Annotated in this window: 11 protein-coding genes; 6 read left to right on the top strand and 5 right to left on the bottom strand. The window is 59.4% G+C overall.

The genetic code is table 11. From position 1 onward, the window contains the following. The first annotated feature begins 6 nt into the window (after positions 1 to 6). The 6 genes from infB to PspCFBP13509_RS11210 all read left to right on the top strand — a co-directional run bounded on the left by infB (position 7) and on the right by PspCFBP13509_RS11210 (position 7,606). Positions 7 to 2,529 carry a translation initiation factor IF-2 gene (infB, locus tag PspCFBP13509_RS11185; protein WP_065925310.1) on the top strand — a complete coding sequence of 841 codons (2,523 nt, stop codon included), beginning with the start codon at positions 7 to 9 and terminating at the stop codon, positions 2,527 to 2,529. 159 nt (positions 2,530 to 2,688) lie between these two features. Then, a complete protein-coding gene (gene rbfA / locus PspCFBP13509_RS11190; RefSeq protein WP_029298974.1) occupies positions 2,689 to 3,084 on the top strand; it encodes a 30S ribosome-binding factor RbfA in 396 nt (131 codons plus the stop codon). A gap of 3 nt (positions 3,085 to 3,087) precedes the next feature. Beyond that, a complete protein-coding gene (truB, locus tag PspCFBP13509_RS11195) occupies positions 3,088 to 4,005 on the top strand; it encodes a tRNA pseudouridine(55) synthase TruB (RefSeq protein WP_003176136.1) in 918 nt (305 codons plus the stop codon). A 115-nt stretch (positions 4,006 to 4,120) separates the two neighbouring features. Beyond that, on the top strand, positions 4,121 to 4,390 hold the full coding sequence (rpsO, locus tag PspCFBP13509_RS11200) for a 30S ribosomal protein S15 (protein ID WP_003176135.1): 270 nt from the start codon (positions 4,121 to 4,123) through the stop codon (positions 4,388 to 4,390). Between the two features lie 195 nt (positions 4,391 to 4,585). Beyond that, positions 4,586 to 6,691, top strand: coding sequence for a polyribonucleotide nucleotidyltransferase (gene pnp, locus PspCFBP13509_RS11205; RefSeq protein WP_027605371.1), 2,106 nt, complete (start codon positions 4,586 to 4,588; stop codon positions 6,689 to 6,691). A 294-nt stretch (positions 6,692 to 6,985) separates the two neighbouring features. After that, the gene (locus PspCFBP13509_RS11210) at positions 6,986 to 7,606 is read left to right on the top strand and encodes a BON domain-containing protein (protein WP_027605372.1); all 621 of its coding nucleotides are present in this window, start codon (positions 6,986 to 6,988) and stop codon (positions 7,604 to 7,606) included. A gap of 180 nt (positions 7,607 to 7,786) precedes the next feature. Here the strand turns inward: PspCFBP13509_RS11210 and PspCFBP13509_RS11215 are convergent, their stop codons facing one another. The 5 genes from PspCFBP13509_RS11215 to pgi form a co-directional block, all read right to left on the bottom strand. Beyond that, complete coding sequence (locus PspCFBP13509_RS11215; protein WP_137212041.1) at positions 7,787 to 10,720, bottom strand: DUF748 domain-containing protein; 2,934 nt, start codon at positions 10,718 to 10,720, stop codon at positions 7,787 to 7,789. An 87-nt stretch (positions 10,721 to 10,807) separates the two neighbouring features. Next, positions 10,808 to 11,824, bottom strand: coding sequence for a class I SAM-dependent rRNA methyltransferase (locus PspCFBP13509_RS11220; RefSeq protein ID WP_137212042.1), 1,017 nt, complete (start codon positions 11,822 to 11,824; stop codon positions 10,808 to 10,810). A gap of 67 nt (positions 11,825 to 11,891) precedes the next feature. Next, positions 11,892 to 12,761 (bottom strand): oxygenase MpaB family protein, encoded by an 870-nt coding sequence (locus PspCFBP13509_RS11225; protein WP_065925307.1) that lies wholly within the window; start codon positions 12,759 to 12,761, stop codon positions 11,892 to 11,894. A 15-nt stretch (positions 12,762 to 12,776) separates the two neighbouring features. Then, on the bottom strand, positions 12,777 to 14,714 hold the full coding sequence (gene acs, locus PspCFBP13509_RS11230; RefSeq protein ID WP_137212043.1) for an acetate--CoA ligase: 1,938 nt from the start codon (positions 14,712 to 14,714) through the stop codon (positions 12,777 to 12,779). Positions 14,715 to 14,819: 105 nt separating this feature from the next. After that, a complete protein-coding gene (pgi, locus tag PspCFBP13509_RS11235) occupies positions 14,820 to 16,484 on the bottom strand; it encodes a glucose-6-phosphate isomerase (RefSeq protein WP_027605377.1) in 1,665 nt (554 codons plus the stop codon). Positions 16,485 to 16,597 lie beyond the last annotated feature (113 nt).

Here is a 16,597-nt window from a genome sequence, read left to right on the forward strand (position 1 = left end):
AAGTGCATGACGCAAGTCACGGTGAAACAACTGGCCGATGAGGTCAAAACACCGGTAGAGCGCCTGTTGCAGCAGATGCGTGAGGCAGGTCTGCCGCACACCGCCGCCGAGGAACATGTGAGCGACAGTGAGAAGCAATCGTTGCTGACTCACTTGAAAAGCAGCCACAAGGCGAAAGTGGAAGAACCGCGCAAGATTACATTGCAGCGCAAAACAACCAGCACCCTGCGGGTGGCTGGTAGCAAGAGCATCAGCGTTGAAGTGCGTAAGAAGAAAGTCTTCGTACAGCGCAGCCCGGAAGAAATCGAAGCCGAGCGCAAACGCGAGATGGACGAACGTCGCGCAGTAGAAAATGCTGCACGCCAGAAGGCTGAAGAAGAAGCCAAGCGTCGCGCCGAAGAAGAAGCGCGTAGCCAGCCTGCTGCTGCGCAATCCGCTACTGATGCAGTCGCTGCACCTAGCGCGCCTGTTGAAACTGTGCGTGAGGCCGCTCCGGTTGCCGCTGCTCCAGCACCTGCTGCTGACGCTCGCAAGCGCGACGAACCTCGTCGTCCGGACAAACCACGTGCCGACGATAACAATCGTCGCAGTGGTGGTGGCGATGGCGAGCGTAAAAACGCTCCGCATCGTGCCTCGGTCAAAGAGAAAGCGCCTGCTCCGCGCGTTGCGCCACGCACTACCGACGAAGAAAGCGATGGCTTCCGTCGTGGTGGTCGCGGCAAGGCCAAGCTGAAGAAACGCAACGCCCACGGTTTCCAGAGCCCAACCGGCCCTGTCGTGCGTGATGTGCAGATCGGCGAGACCATCACGGTTGGCGATCTGGCCAATCAGATGTCGGTCAAGGCTGCTGAAATCATCAAGTTCATGTTCAAACTGGGTACTCCAGCGACCATCAACCAGGTGCTTGATCAGGAAACTGCTCAACTGGTAGCCGAAGAACTGGGCCACAAAGTGACCCTGGTCAGCGACACCGCCCTGGAAGACTCCCTGGCCGAGTCCCTGAAGTTTGAAGGCGAGACCTTCTCCCGTGCACCAGTCGTGACCGTAATGGGCCACGTTGACCACGGTAAGACCTCGCTGCTCGACTACATCCGTCGTGCCAAGGTAGCTGCCGGCGAAGCCGGTGGTATCACCCAGCACATCGGTGCATACCACGTTGAAACCGAGCGCGGCATGGTCACCTTCCTTGACACCCCAGGTCACGCCGCGTTTACCGCAATGCGTGCCCGTGGTGCCAAGGCGACCGACATCGTGATCCTGGTAGTTGCAGCGGACGACGGCGTAATGCCGCAGACCATTGAAGCTGTCCAGCACGCCAAGGCCGCTGGTGTTCCACTGGTTGTTGCCGTGAACAAAATCGACAAGCCGGGCGCCGATCTCGATCGCATCCGTAGCGAACTGTCGGTTCACGGTGTGACTTCCGAGGAGTGGGGCGGTGATACGCCGTTCGTTTCGGTTTCGGCGAAAGTCGGTACTGGCGTAGACGAACTGCTCGAAGCGGTCCTGCTGCAAGCCGAAGTCCTGGAACTCAAAGCAACGCCATCGGCCCCGGGTCGTGGTGTTGTGGTTGAATCGCGTCTCGACAAGGGTCGTGGCCCGGTTGCTACCGTTCTGGTTCAAGACGGTACCCTGCGCCAAGGCGACATGGTGCTGGTCGGTTCGAACTATGGCCGTGTACGTGCCATGCTCGACGAGAACGGCAAGCCCATCAAGGAAGCGGGTCCATCCATCCCTGTCGAGATCCTCGGCCTGGACGGTACCCCGGACGCTGGCGACGAGATGAGCGTGCTGTCGGACGAGAAGAAAGCCCGTGAAGTGGCTCTGTTCCGTCAAGGCAAGTTCCGCGAAGTCAAGCTGGCCCGTGCTCACGCCGGCAAGCTGGAAAACATCTTCGAGAACATGGGCCAGGCAGAGAAGAAGACGCTTAATATCGTCCTCAAATCTGACGTCCGTGGTTCCCTCGAAGCGTTGAACGGCGCCTTGAACGGCCTGGGTAACGACGAAGTGCAAGTGCGTGTTGTGGGTGGCGGTGTCGGTGGTATTACCGAGTCCGACGCCAACCTGGCACTGGCTTCCAACGCTGTACTGTTCGGCTTCAACGTGCGTGCCGATGCTGGCGCTCGCAAGATCGTCGAGCAGGAAGGCCTGGACATGCGTTACTACAACGTCATCTACGACATCATCGAAGACGTCAAGAAGGCCCTCACCGGCATGCTTGGCAGTGACGTCCGGGAGAACATCCTGGGTGTCGCCGAGGTTCGTGACGTGTTCCGCTCGCCGAAATTCGGTGCGATCGCCGGTTGCATGGTTATCGAAGGTACCGTGTACCGTAACCGTCCAATTCGTGTACTGCGTGAAGACATCGTTATCTTCGAAGGCGAGCTGGAATCCCTGCGCCGCTTCAAGGATGACGCTTCCGAAGTGCGTGCCGGCATGGAATGCGGTATTGGCGTCAAGAGCTACAACGACGTCAAGGCTGGCGACAAGATCGAAGTCTACGAGAAGGTTCAGGTTGCTCGCAGCCTCTAACTCGCGCACTTCAGGAGCCACGCCGCGTGTGGGCATGCAAATGCCCCGCGCAGCGTGCGGACTCTAAACGCAACGCCCGGTCTGGCTTTTGTCAGGCCGGGCGTTTGCCGCTTTCAGACCCCATGGGTTTCACCGTGTGGCAGTAACAGGTAACAAGACATGGCAAAAGAATACAGCCGTACCCAGCGTATCGGCGATCAGATGCAGCGTGAGCTGGCCCAACTGATCCGTCGCGAAGTCAAAGACCCGCGTGTTGGCCTGGTCACCATCACCGCTGTTGAAGTGAGCCGTGACGTGGGTCACGCTAAGATCTTCATCACCGTGATGGGGCAGGACAACAGCGAAGAAATCGCGCAAAGCATCAAGGTGCTCAACTCGGCGGCAGGTTTCCTGCGCATGCAGTTGGCCCGTGAAATGAAGCTGCGCAGCGTGCCCCAGTTGCACTTCCACTACGACGAAAGCGTCGTGCGTGGTGCGCACCTGTCGGCCCTGATCGAGCGCGCCGTGGCTGAAGACAATCAGCATCCGTCCACACCTGAAGACGCCAAGGAGTAAGCGGTGGCTCAGGTCAAACGTATCCGTCGCAACGTCAGCGGCATCATCCTGCTCGACAAACCCATTGGCTTTACCTCCAATGCCGCGTTGCAGAAGGTCCGCTGGTTGCTCAATGCCGAGAAGGCCGGACACACCGGCAGCCTTGATCCCTTGGCTACTGGCGTACTGCCGTTGTGCTTTGGCGAGGCCACCAAGTTCTCGCAATACCTGCTCGACTCGGACAAGGGTTACGAAACCCTGATGCAACTGGGCAAGACCACCACCACGGCAGATGCCGAAGGTGATGTTTTGCAGGTTCGCGACGTGACCGTTGGTCGTGCTGATATCGAAGCTGCTTTACCTGCTTTTCGTGGGCAAATCAGTCAGATACCGCCGATGTACTCGGCTCTCAAGCGTGACGGGCAGCCTCTTTACAAGCTGGCACGTGCGGGCGAAGTAGTGGAGCGCGAACCGCGTTCTGTTACTATTGCGCGCTTGGAATTGCTCGCCTGTGAAGGTGACACCGCACGCTTGGCCGTAGACTGCAGCAAAGGCACTTATATCCGTACCCTGGTGGAAGATATTGGTGAACAGCTCGGTTGCGGCGCGTATGTAGCTGAACTGCGACGCACCCAGGCTGGCCCTTTCACCCTGGCCCAGACGGTCACGCTGGAAGAGTTGGAAGCCGTGCATGCCGAGGGCGGCAACGAAGCAGTTGATCGCTTCCTGATGCCATCGGACAGCGGTTTGCTGGATTGGCCATTGCTGCACTTTTCGGAACACAGCGCGTTCTACTGGCTTAACGGCCAGCCGGTACGCGCCCCGGATGCCCCGAAGTTCGGCATGGTGCGGGTACAGGATCATAACGGTCGCTTTATCGGTATCGGTGAAGTGAGCGAAGACGGGCGCATCGCGCCACGTCGACTGATTCGGTCAGAATGACCGAACGAGTGTGGCTGTTAACAGGCACGGTCAACACTCATTTTTAGATACAGGGATTTGTCCCTGGCCTGTTGAAACTGCCCTTTGGGTGGTTTCCTGAAAAAAGGATTGCCTCATGGCTCTCGACGTTCAAGAAAAAGCACAAATCGTAGCTGACTACCAGCAAGCTGTTGGTGACACTGGTTCGCCAGAAGTGCAAGTTGCACTGCTGACCCACAACATCAACAAGCTGCAAGGTCACTTCAAGGCCAACGGTAAAGATCACCACTCCCGTCGTGGTCTGATCCGCATGGTAAACCAGCGCCGTAAGCTGCTGGACTACCTGAAAGGCAAGGATCTGGGTCGTTATCAGGCTCTGATCGGTCGCCTGGGTCTGCGTCGCTAATCAGCGATTGCGCTAGAGGTTGGTTGTCTGCCGTGTGTCAGTGGGATTCCCGCTGGCCCATGGTAGGCTCCCAGCCTCAAGTTTTATCTGGATACACGTTTTACCCCTGGACAAGGGTTGGGCCGATTCCCGACATTGCCCAAGAATTTCGCAAGAAGACAAGTTCCCCAAGAGCCACAAAGAAGGTAGGACACCGTGAACCCGGTTATCAAAAAATTCCAGTTCGGTCAGTCGACCGTTACCCTCGAGACAGGCCGTATCGCCCGTCAAGCCTCCGGCGCAGTGCTGGTTACCGTTGATGACGACGTTACCGTATTGGTGACCGTTGTTGGCGCCAAGCACGCCGACCCAAGCAAAGGCTTCTTCCCTCTTTCCGTTCACTACCAGGAAAAGACTTACGCTGCCGGTAAGATCCCTGGCGGTTTCTTCAAGCGCGAAGGCCGTCCTTCCGAGAAAGAAACCCTGACTTCCCGACTGATCGACCGTCCGATCCGTCCGCTGTTCCCAGAAGGCTTCATGAACGAAGTGCAGGTTGTCTGCACCGTCGTTTCCACCAGCAAGAAAACCGATCCTGACGTCGCTGCGATGATCGGTACTTCGGCTGCCCTGGCCATCTCCGGTATTCCTTTCGATGGCCCGATCGGCGCAGCCCGCGTTGCTTTCCACGAAAGCACCGGTTACCTGCTGAACCCGACTTACGAGCAACTGAAAGCATCGAGCCTGGACATGGTCGTTGCCGGTACGTCGGAAGCCGTATTGATGGTTGAATCGGAAGCCAAAGAGCTGACCGAAGACCAGATGCTGGGTGCAGTACTGTTTGCTCACGACGAGTTCCAGGTTGTGATCAACGCTGTTAAAGAACTGGCTGCCGAAGCTGCCAAGCCGACCTGGGCCTGGGCTCCGCAAGCCGAAGCCACCGAACTGCTGGGCGCTATCCGCTCCGAGTTCGGCACTGCGATCTCCGATGCCTACACCATCACCGTCAAGGCCGACCGTTACGCTCGCCTGGGTGAGCTGAAGGACCAGGTTGTTGCCAAGCTGTCCGGCGAAGAAGGCCAGCCTTCTTCCAGCGAAGTCAAAGCAGCCTTCGGTGAAATCGAATACCGCACCGTTCGCGAAAACATCGTTAACGGCAAGCCTCGTATCGATGGCCGCGACACACGCACCGTTCGTCCGCTGAACATCGAAGTCGGTGTTCTGCCGAAGACTCACGGTTCTGCACTGTTCACCCGTGGTGAAACCCAGGCACTGGTCGTTGCGACCCTGGGTACTGCCCGTGACGCACAGCTGCTGGACACCCTGGAAGGCGAGAAAAAAGACCCGTTCATGCTGCACTACAACTTCCCGCCGTTCTCGGTGGGCGAGTGTGGTCGCATGGGCGGTGCTGGTCGTCGCGAAATCGGTCACGGCCGTCTGGCCCGTCGTTCGGTCCAGGCCATGCTGCCTGCTGCTGACGTGTTCCCGTACACCATCCGTGTGGTGTCGGAAATCACCGAGTCCAACGGCTCCAGCTCCATGGCTTCGGTCTGCGGTGCTTCCCTGGCGCTGATGGACGCGGGTGTGCCGATGAAGGCGCCGGTTGCCGGTATCGCCATGGGCCTGGTTAAGGAAGGCGAGAAGTTCGCCATCCTGACCGACATCCTGGGCGACGAAGACCACTTGGGCGACATGGACTTCAAAGTAGCCGGTACCGCCAAAGGTGTTACCGCGCTGCAGATGGACATCAAGATCAAGGGCATCACCGAAGAGATCATGGAAATCGCCCTGGGCCAAGCCCTGGAAGCGCGCCTGAACATCCTCGGTCAGATGAACCAGATCATTGGTCAGTCCCGTACCGAACTGTCGGAAAATGCTCCGACCATGATCGCGATGAAAATCGACACCGACAAAATCCGTGATGTTATCGGTAAAGGCGGCGCGACCATTCGTGCGATCTGTGAAGAGACCAAGGCTTCGATCGACATCGAAGACGACGGCTCGATCAAGATCTTCGGCGAAACCAAGGAAGCTGCAGAAGCTGCGCGTCAACGCGTCCTGGGCATCACCGCTGAAGCCGAGATCGGCAAGATCTACGTCGGTAAAGTTGAGCGCATCGTCGACTTCGGCGCATTCGTCAACATCCTGCCAGGCAAAGACGGTCTGGTTCACATCTCCATGCTGAGCGACGCTCGCGTTGAGAAAGTCACCGACATTCTGAAAGAAGGCCAGGAAGTGGAAGTGCTGGTACTGGACGTGGACAACCGCGGCCGTATCAAGCTGTCCATCAAGGACGTAGCAGCAGCCAAGGCTTCGGGCGTTTAATTACCCCAGGCTCCCGCTGAAAAAAAGGACTCTTCGGAGTCCTTTTTTTACGCCTGAAGGAAAATGCCGAAAAATCAGACGCTTAGTAAATCGCAAAAGCCGCAACTTGCACGCAGGCACGATCAGGTTCATGCAAGTTGCACGATTCCGAAATTCGGCTATTTTGATAACTATATGATTTTTAAGGATTTAATCTGCGCTAGAGACTTGGCACACTGCCTGCAATAACCCTGTTAACGCTGCAGCATCAAGGTTCACACACTGCAGACTTTTAATAAAACAGGAGTTACTCGTATGAAGAAGTTCGCTCTCGCTACTGCTACCGCTCTGACCCTGGCCATGGGTGCTAACGTGGCCTTTGCCCAGACTTCCCAAGCTCCAATGACCCTGGCGGCCGGTGAAGCCACCAAGGCAAAAGAAAGCGTTTCGGATACTTGGATCACCACCAAAGTTAAATCCGATCTGCTGACCGAAAAAGGCATTCCTGGTTCGGACATCAAGGTTGAGACCAACAAAGGTGTGGTTTCCCTGTCTTCGACCGTAGCCATTTCGGACGCGCAGAAAGAAACTGCCGTAGCGATCACCAAGAAAATCAAAGGTGTTACCGCAGTTTCGGCTGACGGCCTGTTGGCTGGCGGCGCTACCAAGGCAGACAACATCGACAAAACCAAAGGTGCAGCGGCTGACGCCAAAGGCGCAACCTCCGATACTTGGATCACCACCAAAGTCAAAGCTGACCTGGTCACCGAGAAAGGCATTCCTGGCACCGACATTAAAGTCGAAACCAACAAGGGTGTAGTTTCCCTGTCCTCTTCGGTCGCTGTGACCGAGGCACAGAAAACGACCGCGGTGAACATCACTAAGAAAATCAAAGGCGTTAAAGCTGTATCGGCCGATGGCCTGAAAGCAGAGTAACGCTCAAGCACTCGTCTGAACTAGCGGCGGCGGCGCGTGAGTTAGATATCCACTCAATGCACCTCTAAGTTTCATGCGACCGACCACACGGATGTGGTCATTACAGGCCTCGGCACTTCTGTGTCGGGGCCTGTTCTATTGGGGCGGGAAAGTAATGCGGTAGCGGCTTGCCGTGGACGCCTACTCGGCATCCAGGTGCATCGGCGTTATCACTCGACCGTCTTTCTCTGCCTGGCCCAGTTGCGCGTCAATGAAGTAGACCCGGTCGTCCTCCAGCTGGGCTTTATCCACCAGGTAGTCCTTGATCGTGCTTGCACGGTCCTGGCCCAACTGGCGCAGCAGCACGTCACTGCCACTCCAGAACTTGATCACGCCCTCTTTCAACTTGGCGGTGCGGTCACTGCTGCTCAGGTCCTTCCATTCTGCCGGAGGCTGCTGTTTCAAGCGGGTGCGGTAAATACCTTCGAGCAAGGGGGCTTTTTCGCCCTCAGGGACTTCCAGCAAGGACGCCTGGGCCGGGACTTTCTCGCCACGGCGCTGCAGCATTTTGTAGTAGTTGTATTGGTATTCCCGCTCCAGCCGCTGGGCCGCCAGGAATGGGCCGTCGCTGCTGGCTGCGGCCGTGCCTTCGATTTCCAGGCGTAGGGCAGGGCGTTCTTTCAAGGCTTTGGCCAAGGTGTTGAGAGCGCCTTCGGCGTCTTTGTTCAACTCGCTGGAGCCTGCCGCGAACGACACGCTACCCAAGTCCTCCGCTCCGCCTCCGGTGACCAATCCGCCAATAAACTTGAACGGCGCAGTGGCCGCTCGCACCACCAGATTGCGCAGGGTTTGCCACACAATGGGCATCACGCTGAATTGCGGGTTATTCAGGTCACCGGATACGGGCAGTTCGATGGAGATCTTGCCGTCGCTGTCCTTGAGCAAGGCGATTGCCAGACGAATCGGCAAGTCCACGGCATCGGCGCTGTCGACTTTTTCGCCCAGCTGCAATTGCTCGACCACCACTTTGTTCTCAGCCTTCAACTGGCCCTTGGTGATCACGTAATGCAGGTCAAGGTTGAGGCGGCCCTTGCGGATGCGGAAACCGGCGAACTTGCCCGAGTAAGGCGTCAGGGTGGTCAGCTCGACACGTTTGAAGCTGGTGGCGATGTCCAGCGCCGCCATCGGGTCAAACGGGTTCACGCTGCCTTTGATGGTCACCGGTGCATAACGGTCGACCTTGCCCTTGATGTCAACGCTCGCCGGCTTGGCCTGGCGACTGTCGATGGTGCCGATCTGCCCATTGAGCTGTTGGATCGCAGTGGCGAAATTGGGGGTGAGGCTGAAGTCGGCGAAGTTGGCCGAACCGTCGTTGATCGCAATCTGCCCGATATGGATACCCAGCGGCTTGTCTTTGCTCGCGGCAGGTTTGGCTGACGATTTGGCGCCACTGTCGGCCGGCTGCGGGATCAGCAAGTCGTCGACGTTGGTGGTGCGGTCATCGTTGATCATGAACCGCGCATAGGGCTGCAGCAGGTTGACCTTGTCGATCGACAGGCTGTCGCCGTGTTGGTAGTTCACGCCTTCGAGCACCAGGCGCTGCCACTTGAGGAAGTCGCGGGTCTTGAGGGTGTCGAGGGTATGCAACTGGTCAACCTGCGCTCGGCCGGTGATCTGCAGCGCCAGGGGATCGGTGCTTTTCAGGTTCACGTCGAGGTCGCTGCCAAGCATGCCACTGCGCAGTTCCAGGCGGATAAACGGGCTGATATAGGACTGGGCGACCCGCAGGTCGATGTCCTTGGTATTGACCTTCAACTTGGCGCTGACCGGGTTGAGGTTAACCGTGCCGGTTGCCTGGATCTTGCCCTGCTTGCCCAGGCCGGTGTCGACCTTCAGGGTAAAGGGGCTCTGGTTGAGGCTGTCGAAGTTCTGCACGTCGACGTTCAACGGGCCGAGCTCCAGTGCCACCGCAGGTTTGGCCTGACGGTCGGCCAAGTGCACTTGGTAGTTGCGCAGCTGTACATCCTTGAGCAGCACTTGCCAGGGCTTGCTTGGGGCGACGGGCGCAGGCTTTGGCGAGTCGGCCGTGGCGGGTGCAGTCGCAGGCTCCGGCGCCTTGGCCGGTTTGTTCGGCTGGCCGGCGAACAGTTTTTGCCAGTCCAGTTGCCCATCCGCTTCACGAGCCGCCCAGGTCTCGAGTTTATTGCTGCGAATCTTGCCCACCACCACCTGCTGTTTGGCCAGGTCCACCGTGGTCTCGCTGACGTCCAAACGCTCCAGGCGCACCAACGGCCGGCCATCCGGGGCCTTGATCGCGAACGGCGCGATGCTGGCGGCGGTGTTGGTCAGGTTCAGCTCGGTCTCTTTGGCCAGGCTGAACCTGTATTCGGTACTGAAGTTGAGCACGCCGTCTTCAAGTACCAGGGGTAAGGCGTCACGCACATAAGGCCACCAGGCTTTCATCTTGCCGCCGGTGACTTTGAGCGTACCTTCGGACGTGATCGGCACCAGGCTGAAGTTGCCTTTCCAGTCGATCTGCCCGCCTTCAGGGCCGGCGGCGACCAAGGTCATGTCCGCATTGTCTTCCGGCAGGGTGCTGAGATTCTTCAGTTCGAAGTCGAGGGTGTCGTAGAGGAATTCGATGGGTTCGCTGGGACGCAGGTCTTGGAAATGCAAATAACCGCCAGCCAGCTTGATGCTGTCGACACGCAGCGGGAACGGCTTGGCGTCAGGGTCTGCCGGGGTCGGCTCGCTCGGTGGCAGCTTGAACAACTGCGCCAGATTCAGCTGGCCTGACTTGTCGAACAACAACTCGGTCCTGGGCTTGTCCAGTTGCACATCCGCCAGGTGCAGGGCGCGGGTCCACAGGCTATCGGTCTGCAGGTTGGCGTAAAGCCGTTCGAAACCTACCTGTTCCTTACCGGGCTCGCCGATCTTCAAGCCCCATACCGTTACTTCCAGGCTGAACGGGTTAAGTTCGATCCGTTCGATGCGTGCCGGCACTGTGGCGTAATTGGCCAACTGTTGGTTGGCAATGCGAAGGGCGATGCCAGGCAAAATCAGAAAGCCCAGCAAGCTGTACAACGCGAGGGCAGTCAACAAGGCGCCAGCGGCGCGAATCAATCCTTTGGGCATGGGGCGGCGCCATCTATGTCAAACAGGAGTGCCTTGGAGTATGGCACGGGTTTTCGGTTCCGAAGAACCGGGCCTTTAGGATGCTGCTTACAGTTGAAGTATCAGAGTCTTCAGCGGTGGCTGTTGATCTTGTGAGGGAAAGTCCCCGCCGGGCGTCATGATTTTCCAGTCCCGCACCGGACGCCCAGCCTTTTGCGCACAACGCAGCACCTGTTCACGCCAATCCTCCATGCTGACTTTTGCCAGGTTGTTACAGCAGATCAGCACGCCATTGTCGGCTGTAGCGAGCAGTGCCGGCTTGAGCAGGCTCTGGTAGTCACGCAACAGGTCAACGGTACCGAAGGCACTCTTGGCCCAGGCCGGCGGGTCGAGCAACACCAGGTCATATTGACGCTGCTCCAGGCGCGGATAGCTCGGCAGTTTTTGCCCGCGACGCTGGGTGATCGGCAGCCCGGCCAGTTGGCGAATCGCCGGGAAGTAGTCCGATTGCACGAACTCCATGGTAGGAAGCTGTGGATTGAGCTGGCCGTTTTCACGCCCCACCGCCAGGTTGCCCTCGGCGAAGTCCAGGTTGCATACCTCGCGCGCACCCCCGGCAGCGGCGCTCAGGCCCACCCCACAGGTGTAGGCAAACAGGTTCAGTACGCTTTTGCCGGCGCTGTGGCCCTTGACCCAGCCGCGGGTATTGCGCAGGTCGAGGAACAGCAGTGGGTCCTGGCCGGCGTGGCGCCCACGGACACGGTAATTGAGGCCCCATTCGTGGCCGACCAGGTCTTCCAGCGCGGCAGGTTCGGCGCGGTATACCGAATCTTCGCGATCGACCCGCGAGTTGCCGCGGGAGCGGTCGTTGTAGACCAGCAGCAACTCCAGGCCCATGTGCTGGTTGACCAGTTGGTGCAGCTCCAGCAGGTCGGTGGTTTCCAGCGACTGATGGAAGCTTTGCACCAGTAACTGCGGGCCGTAGCGGTCGATGGTCAGGCCGCCGGCGCCTTCCTGGCTGCCATGGAACAGCCGATAGCAATCGGTGCCCTGGGCGTGCAGTTCGCTGATCAGATCCTGGCGATGATCGAGGGCGGCGCGCAGCGCCTGATTCAAGGGAGACATGGAGCGCGCCTTGCTTAGGTAAATGGGGGTAATGAGGGCGCGGAGTTTAGCAGCTATGGCGCGTTGCCTACATCAACCCCATCCGCCGGTGTGCACGCTGCACCGAACCATTGCGCATCGCCCAGCGCAACAACGGCGCGCTGCGCTTGACCCCGGCGCGGATCATCCGGCGTTGCAGCGGGCCCTGGTGCTGATCGAGCAGGGTGCTGGCCCAGTCCGGCAGCAGGTCGATCCCGGCTTGCATCATCAAGGCACCAAAAGGCTTGGCCAACAGGCTGGGGGAGGGCGCGTTCAGCAACAGGCGCAGCACTTCGCGGCTGCGCTCGTCGCACAGCAATTGCGGACGGATATTCTCAAGGTAATCGGAAATTTCCTGGCGTGAATGCGGCACATCCTGCGCGCCCAGCCGTTCTGCGACGACGGCGATCTCGCTGTAGTAACGGTCCTGATCACGGCCGCAGAGGTGCGGGTTGCGATAGCGCAAGTGGGCAGCAAGAAAGTTGCTCACCTCCGCCACATGCACCCAGGTCAGCAGCGCTGGATCGCTGGCCGCGTAAGGCCTCCCGTCCGGGGCATGACCCACCACCTGCAGGTGAATGGTGCGCACTTTTTCGATCAGCCAGTCGGCGTCTTTGCGCGCGCCGAACGTGGTACCGGAAATAAACTGCGAGGTACGGCGCAGGCGCCCAAGCATGTCCTGGCGAAAATTCGAATGGTCCCACACGCCGGCCAGGGCCAATGGGTGCAAGGCTTGCAGCATCAAGGCGCTGATGCCGCCGATGAGCATGCTGCTGAAGTCACCATGGACTTGCCAACTGACCGAGTCCGGCCCGAACAGGCCCGGATCGCCCTTGGGGTTTTCCAGGTCCAGTTGGCCCAGTGACAAGCCAGTGAGGCTCATCAACTGGGTTTCGATACGGCTGCGGATAAATTCCATGGCGACTCGGGTTTCCTAGCGGTTCAGGCGTTTGTCGATCAGGCCGTCGACGACGCTGGGGTCGGCCAGGGTCGAGGTATCACCCAGGCTGTCCAGTTCGTTGCAGGCGATCTTGCGCAAAATCCGGCGCATGATCTTGCCGGATCGGGTTTTCGGCAAGGCCGGTGCCCATTGGATCAGTTCCGGCTTGGCAAAGCTGCCGATTTCCTTGCTGACCAGTTCCAGCAGGTGTTTTTTCAGCGCCTCGCTGGATTCGACGCCATTCATGGGGGTGACAAAGGCGTAGATGCCCTGGCCCTTGACGTCGTGGGGGTAGCCCACCACGGCAGCCTCGGCCACCTGGTCATGCAGTACCAACGCACTTTCTACCTCGGCGGTGCCGATACGGTGGCCGGACACGTTGATCACATCGTCGATACGCCCGGTGATCCAGTAGTCGCCGTCCTCATCGCGGCGCGCGCCGTCACCGGTGAAATAGTAACCGGGGTAGGGTTTGAAATAGGTGTCGACCATGCGCTGCGGGTCGCCGTAGACGCTGCGAATCTGCCCCGGCCAACTGGCCTTGATCGCCAGTACGCCGCTGCCGGCACCGCTGATGACCTTGCCTTGTTCATCCAGCAGCACGGGCTGCACGCCAAACATCGGCTGGGTGGCGCAACCTGGTTTGATGCGCTGGGCGCTGACCAGCGGGCTGAGCATGATGCCGCCGGTCTCGGTCTGCCACCAGGTATCGACAATAGGGCAACGCTGTTCGCCCACCGCGTTGAAGTACCAGTCCCAGGCTTCCGGGTTGATCGGTTCGCCCACGCTGCCCAGCAGACGCAGGCTGGCGCGGGAGGTCGTCTCCAGCGGGGCGTGACCCTCGCGCATCAACGCGCGCAAGGCGGTGGGAGCGGTGTAGAAGATATTCACCTGGTGTTTATCGATGACCTGCCAGAAGCGCGAACTGTCCGGGTAGCTCGGCACACCTTCGAACATCAGCGAGGTCGCGCCATTGGCCAGCGGCCCGTACACGATGTAACTATGGCCGGTGACCCAACCCACGTCGGCGGTGCACCAGAACACCTCACCGTCGCGGTAATCGAGTACGTACTTGAAGGTCATTGCCGCCTGGAGCAGGTAGCCGCCCGTGGTGTGCAGCACACCCTTGGGCTTGCCGGTGCTGCCGGAGGTGTAGAGGATAAACAGCGGGGCTTCGGCGTCCATCGGTTCGGGAGGGCAATCGTCGCTCGCTGCATCCAGGGCCTGTTGATACTTGAGGTCGCGGCCTTCGCTCCAGCTCACCGGTGCGCCGGTGCGTTGTACCACCAGCACCGTGCTGACGTCGGGGCAGCTGGCCAGGGCCTTGTCGACGTTCTGTTTCAACGCCACCGGCTTACCACCGCGCACGCCTTCATCGGCTGTGATCACGGTGCGGCAGTCGGCGTCCAGAATGCGGTCGCGCAGGGCGTCCGGTGAGAACCCGCCAAATACCACCGAGTGCACCGCGCCAATCCGCGTGCAGGCCAGCATGGCGTAGGCCGCTTCCGGGATCATCGGCATGTAGATACACACCCGGTCGCCCTTTTTCACGCCACGGCTTTTCAGCACATTGGCCAGGCGGCAGACGTTTTGGTGCAGTTGGCGGTAGGTGATTTTGGAAGATTTTGCAGGATCGTCACCTTCCCAGATGAAGGCCGGCTGATCGGCGCGTTGCGCCAGGTGACGGTCGATGCAGTTGTAGCTGACGTTCAACTGGCCACCGGCAAACCATTGGGCGGCACCGGTCTGGATGTCTGACTGCTGGACGGTGTGCCACGGTGTTATCCAGTCGAGAAAGCCCTTGGCCTGCTCGGCCCAGAACGTGTCCGGCTGTTCGATGGATTGGCGATAGAGGCGCTGGTAGTCCTCTTGACTGAGTTGCGCAGCCCGGCGGACGGCATCGGCGGTGGGAAACGTGCTGATATCGAACATGAGCGATCCTTATTCTTGTTTTTGCGACAAGTTATAAAGATGCACCCTGTATGGAGAGGGTTCAAGGCCAACGTCCAAACGGACGTTGGCCTTGCGGTGCCTGCATCAGCCGCGGTGACGGCCGCGGAAGTAGTTGATAAGCCCCTGGGTCGAAGCGTCTTCGGCCAAGGTTTCTTCGGCGCCGGTGAGGCGATTGTATACGCCCTTGCCCAGCTCCTTGCCCAGCTCCACGCCCCATTGGTCGAAGGCGTTGATGCCCCAGATCACGCTTTGCACGAACACTTTATGTTCATACATCGCAACCAGGGCGCCCAGGCGACGCGGGCTGATGCGTTCAACCACGAGCGTGTTGCTCGGACGGTTGCCCGGGATCACCTTGTGCGGTGCCAGCTTCTGCACGTCGTCTTCCGGGATGCCCTTGTCGCGCAGCTCGGCTTCGGCTTCGCTGCGGGTCTTGCCGAGCATCAGTGCCTGGCTTTGGGACAGGCAGTTGGCGTACAGCCACTGATGGTGGTCGGACACCGGGTTGAAGCTGACGATCGGCACGATGAAGTCGGCCGGGATCAGTTGGGTGCCTTGGTGCAGCAACTGGTGATAAGCATGTTGGCCGTTGCAGCCGACGCCACCCCAGATCACCGGGCCGGTGTCGGTGGACACCGGTTTGCCGTCCTGGCGCACGCTCTTGCCGTTGGATTCCATGTCCAGCTGTTGCAAGTGCTTGGTGATGTTACGCAGGTAGTGGTCGTACGGCAGGATCGCATGGCTCTGCGCACCCCAGAAGTTGCCGTACCAAACGCCCAGCAGGCCCAGCAGCACCGGCATGTTCTGTTCGAACGGCGCGTTCTGGAAATGCTGGTCCATGGTGTAGGCACCGGACAGCAGTTCCTTGAAGTTGGACATGCCGATGGCCAGGGCGATTGGCAGGCCGATGGCCGACCACAACGAATAACGGCCGCCCACCCAGTCCCACATCGGGAAGATGTTTTCTTCGCGGATACCGAAGGCCACGGCGGCCGCGTTGTTGCTCGACACGGCGATAAAGTGGCGGTACAGCTCGGCTTCCGAGCCACCCTGGGCCAGGTACCAGGCGCGGGCAGCCTGGGCGTTTTTCAGGGTTTCCAGGGTGTTGAAGGATTTCGACGAGACGATAAACAGCGTGGTCTCGGCGCGCAGCTTCATGGTCAGCTCATGGAATTCGCTGCCATCGATGTTCGCCAGGTAGTGGCAGCGCACGCCTTTGTGGGCGTAGGACAACAGCGCTTCAGAGACCAGCTCCGGGCCGAGGAACGAGCCGCCGATGCCGATATTCACCACATCGGTGATCGGCTTCTCGGTGTAGCCACGCCACAGGCCGTCGTGGATGCGGCCGACCAGGTCGGTGATCTGGTTCAGCACCTTGTGCACGTCCGGCATGATGTTCACGCCATTGACCGACAGCTTGTCGCCCACCGGGCGACGCAGGGCGGTGTGCAGGGCAGGCCGGCCTTCGGAGGAGTTGACCGGCTCGCCCGCATACAGCGAGTTGATTGCGTCTTTAAGACCCACTTCGTTGGCAAGGCCCACCAGCAGGTCGCGGGTCTCGCCGGTGATCAGGTTTTTCGAGTAATCGAGGAAAAGTCCGCAGCTGCTCAAGGTGAACTGGGAAAAGCGCTGGGGATCGGCATTGAACGCTTCGCGCATGCTGAAATCCTGCATGGCTTGGCGATGTTGGTTGAGCGCTTGCCAGGCGGGCAGAGCGGTAACGTCATGAGGGGTGCGGTAGTACGCCATCGCTGCGGGTTTCCTTTTATTACGGGGACTGCCTTTAGGACACTTCAAAGCCCGGAACATCCAGTCTTATCTCAAGGATTGGGTTCCAGACAGCGCTAACCATAGCGCAGGGC

It is taken from the genome of Pseudomonas sp. CFBP13509 (genome assembly GCF_005233485.1).
GTDB lineage: Bacteria > Pseudomonadota > Gammaproteobacteria > Pseudomonadales > Pseudomonadaceae > Aquipseudomonas > Aquipseudomonas marginalis.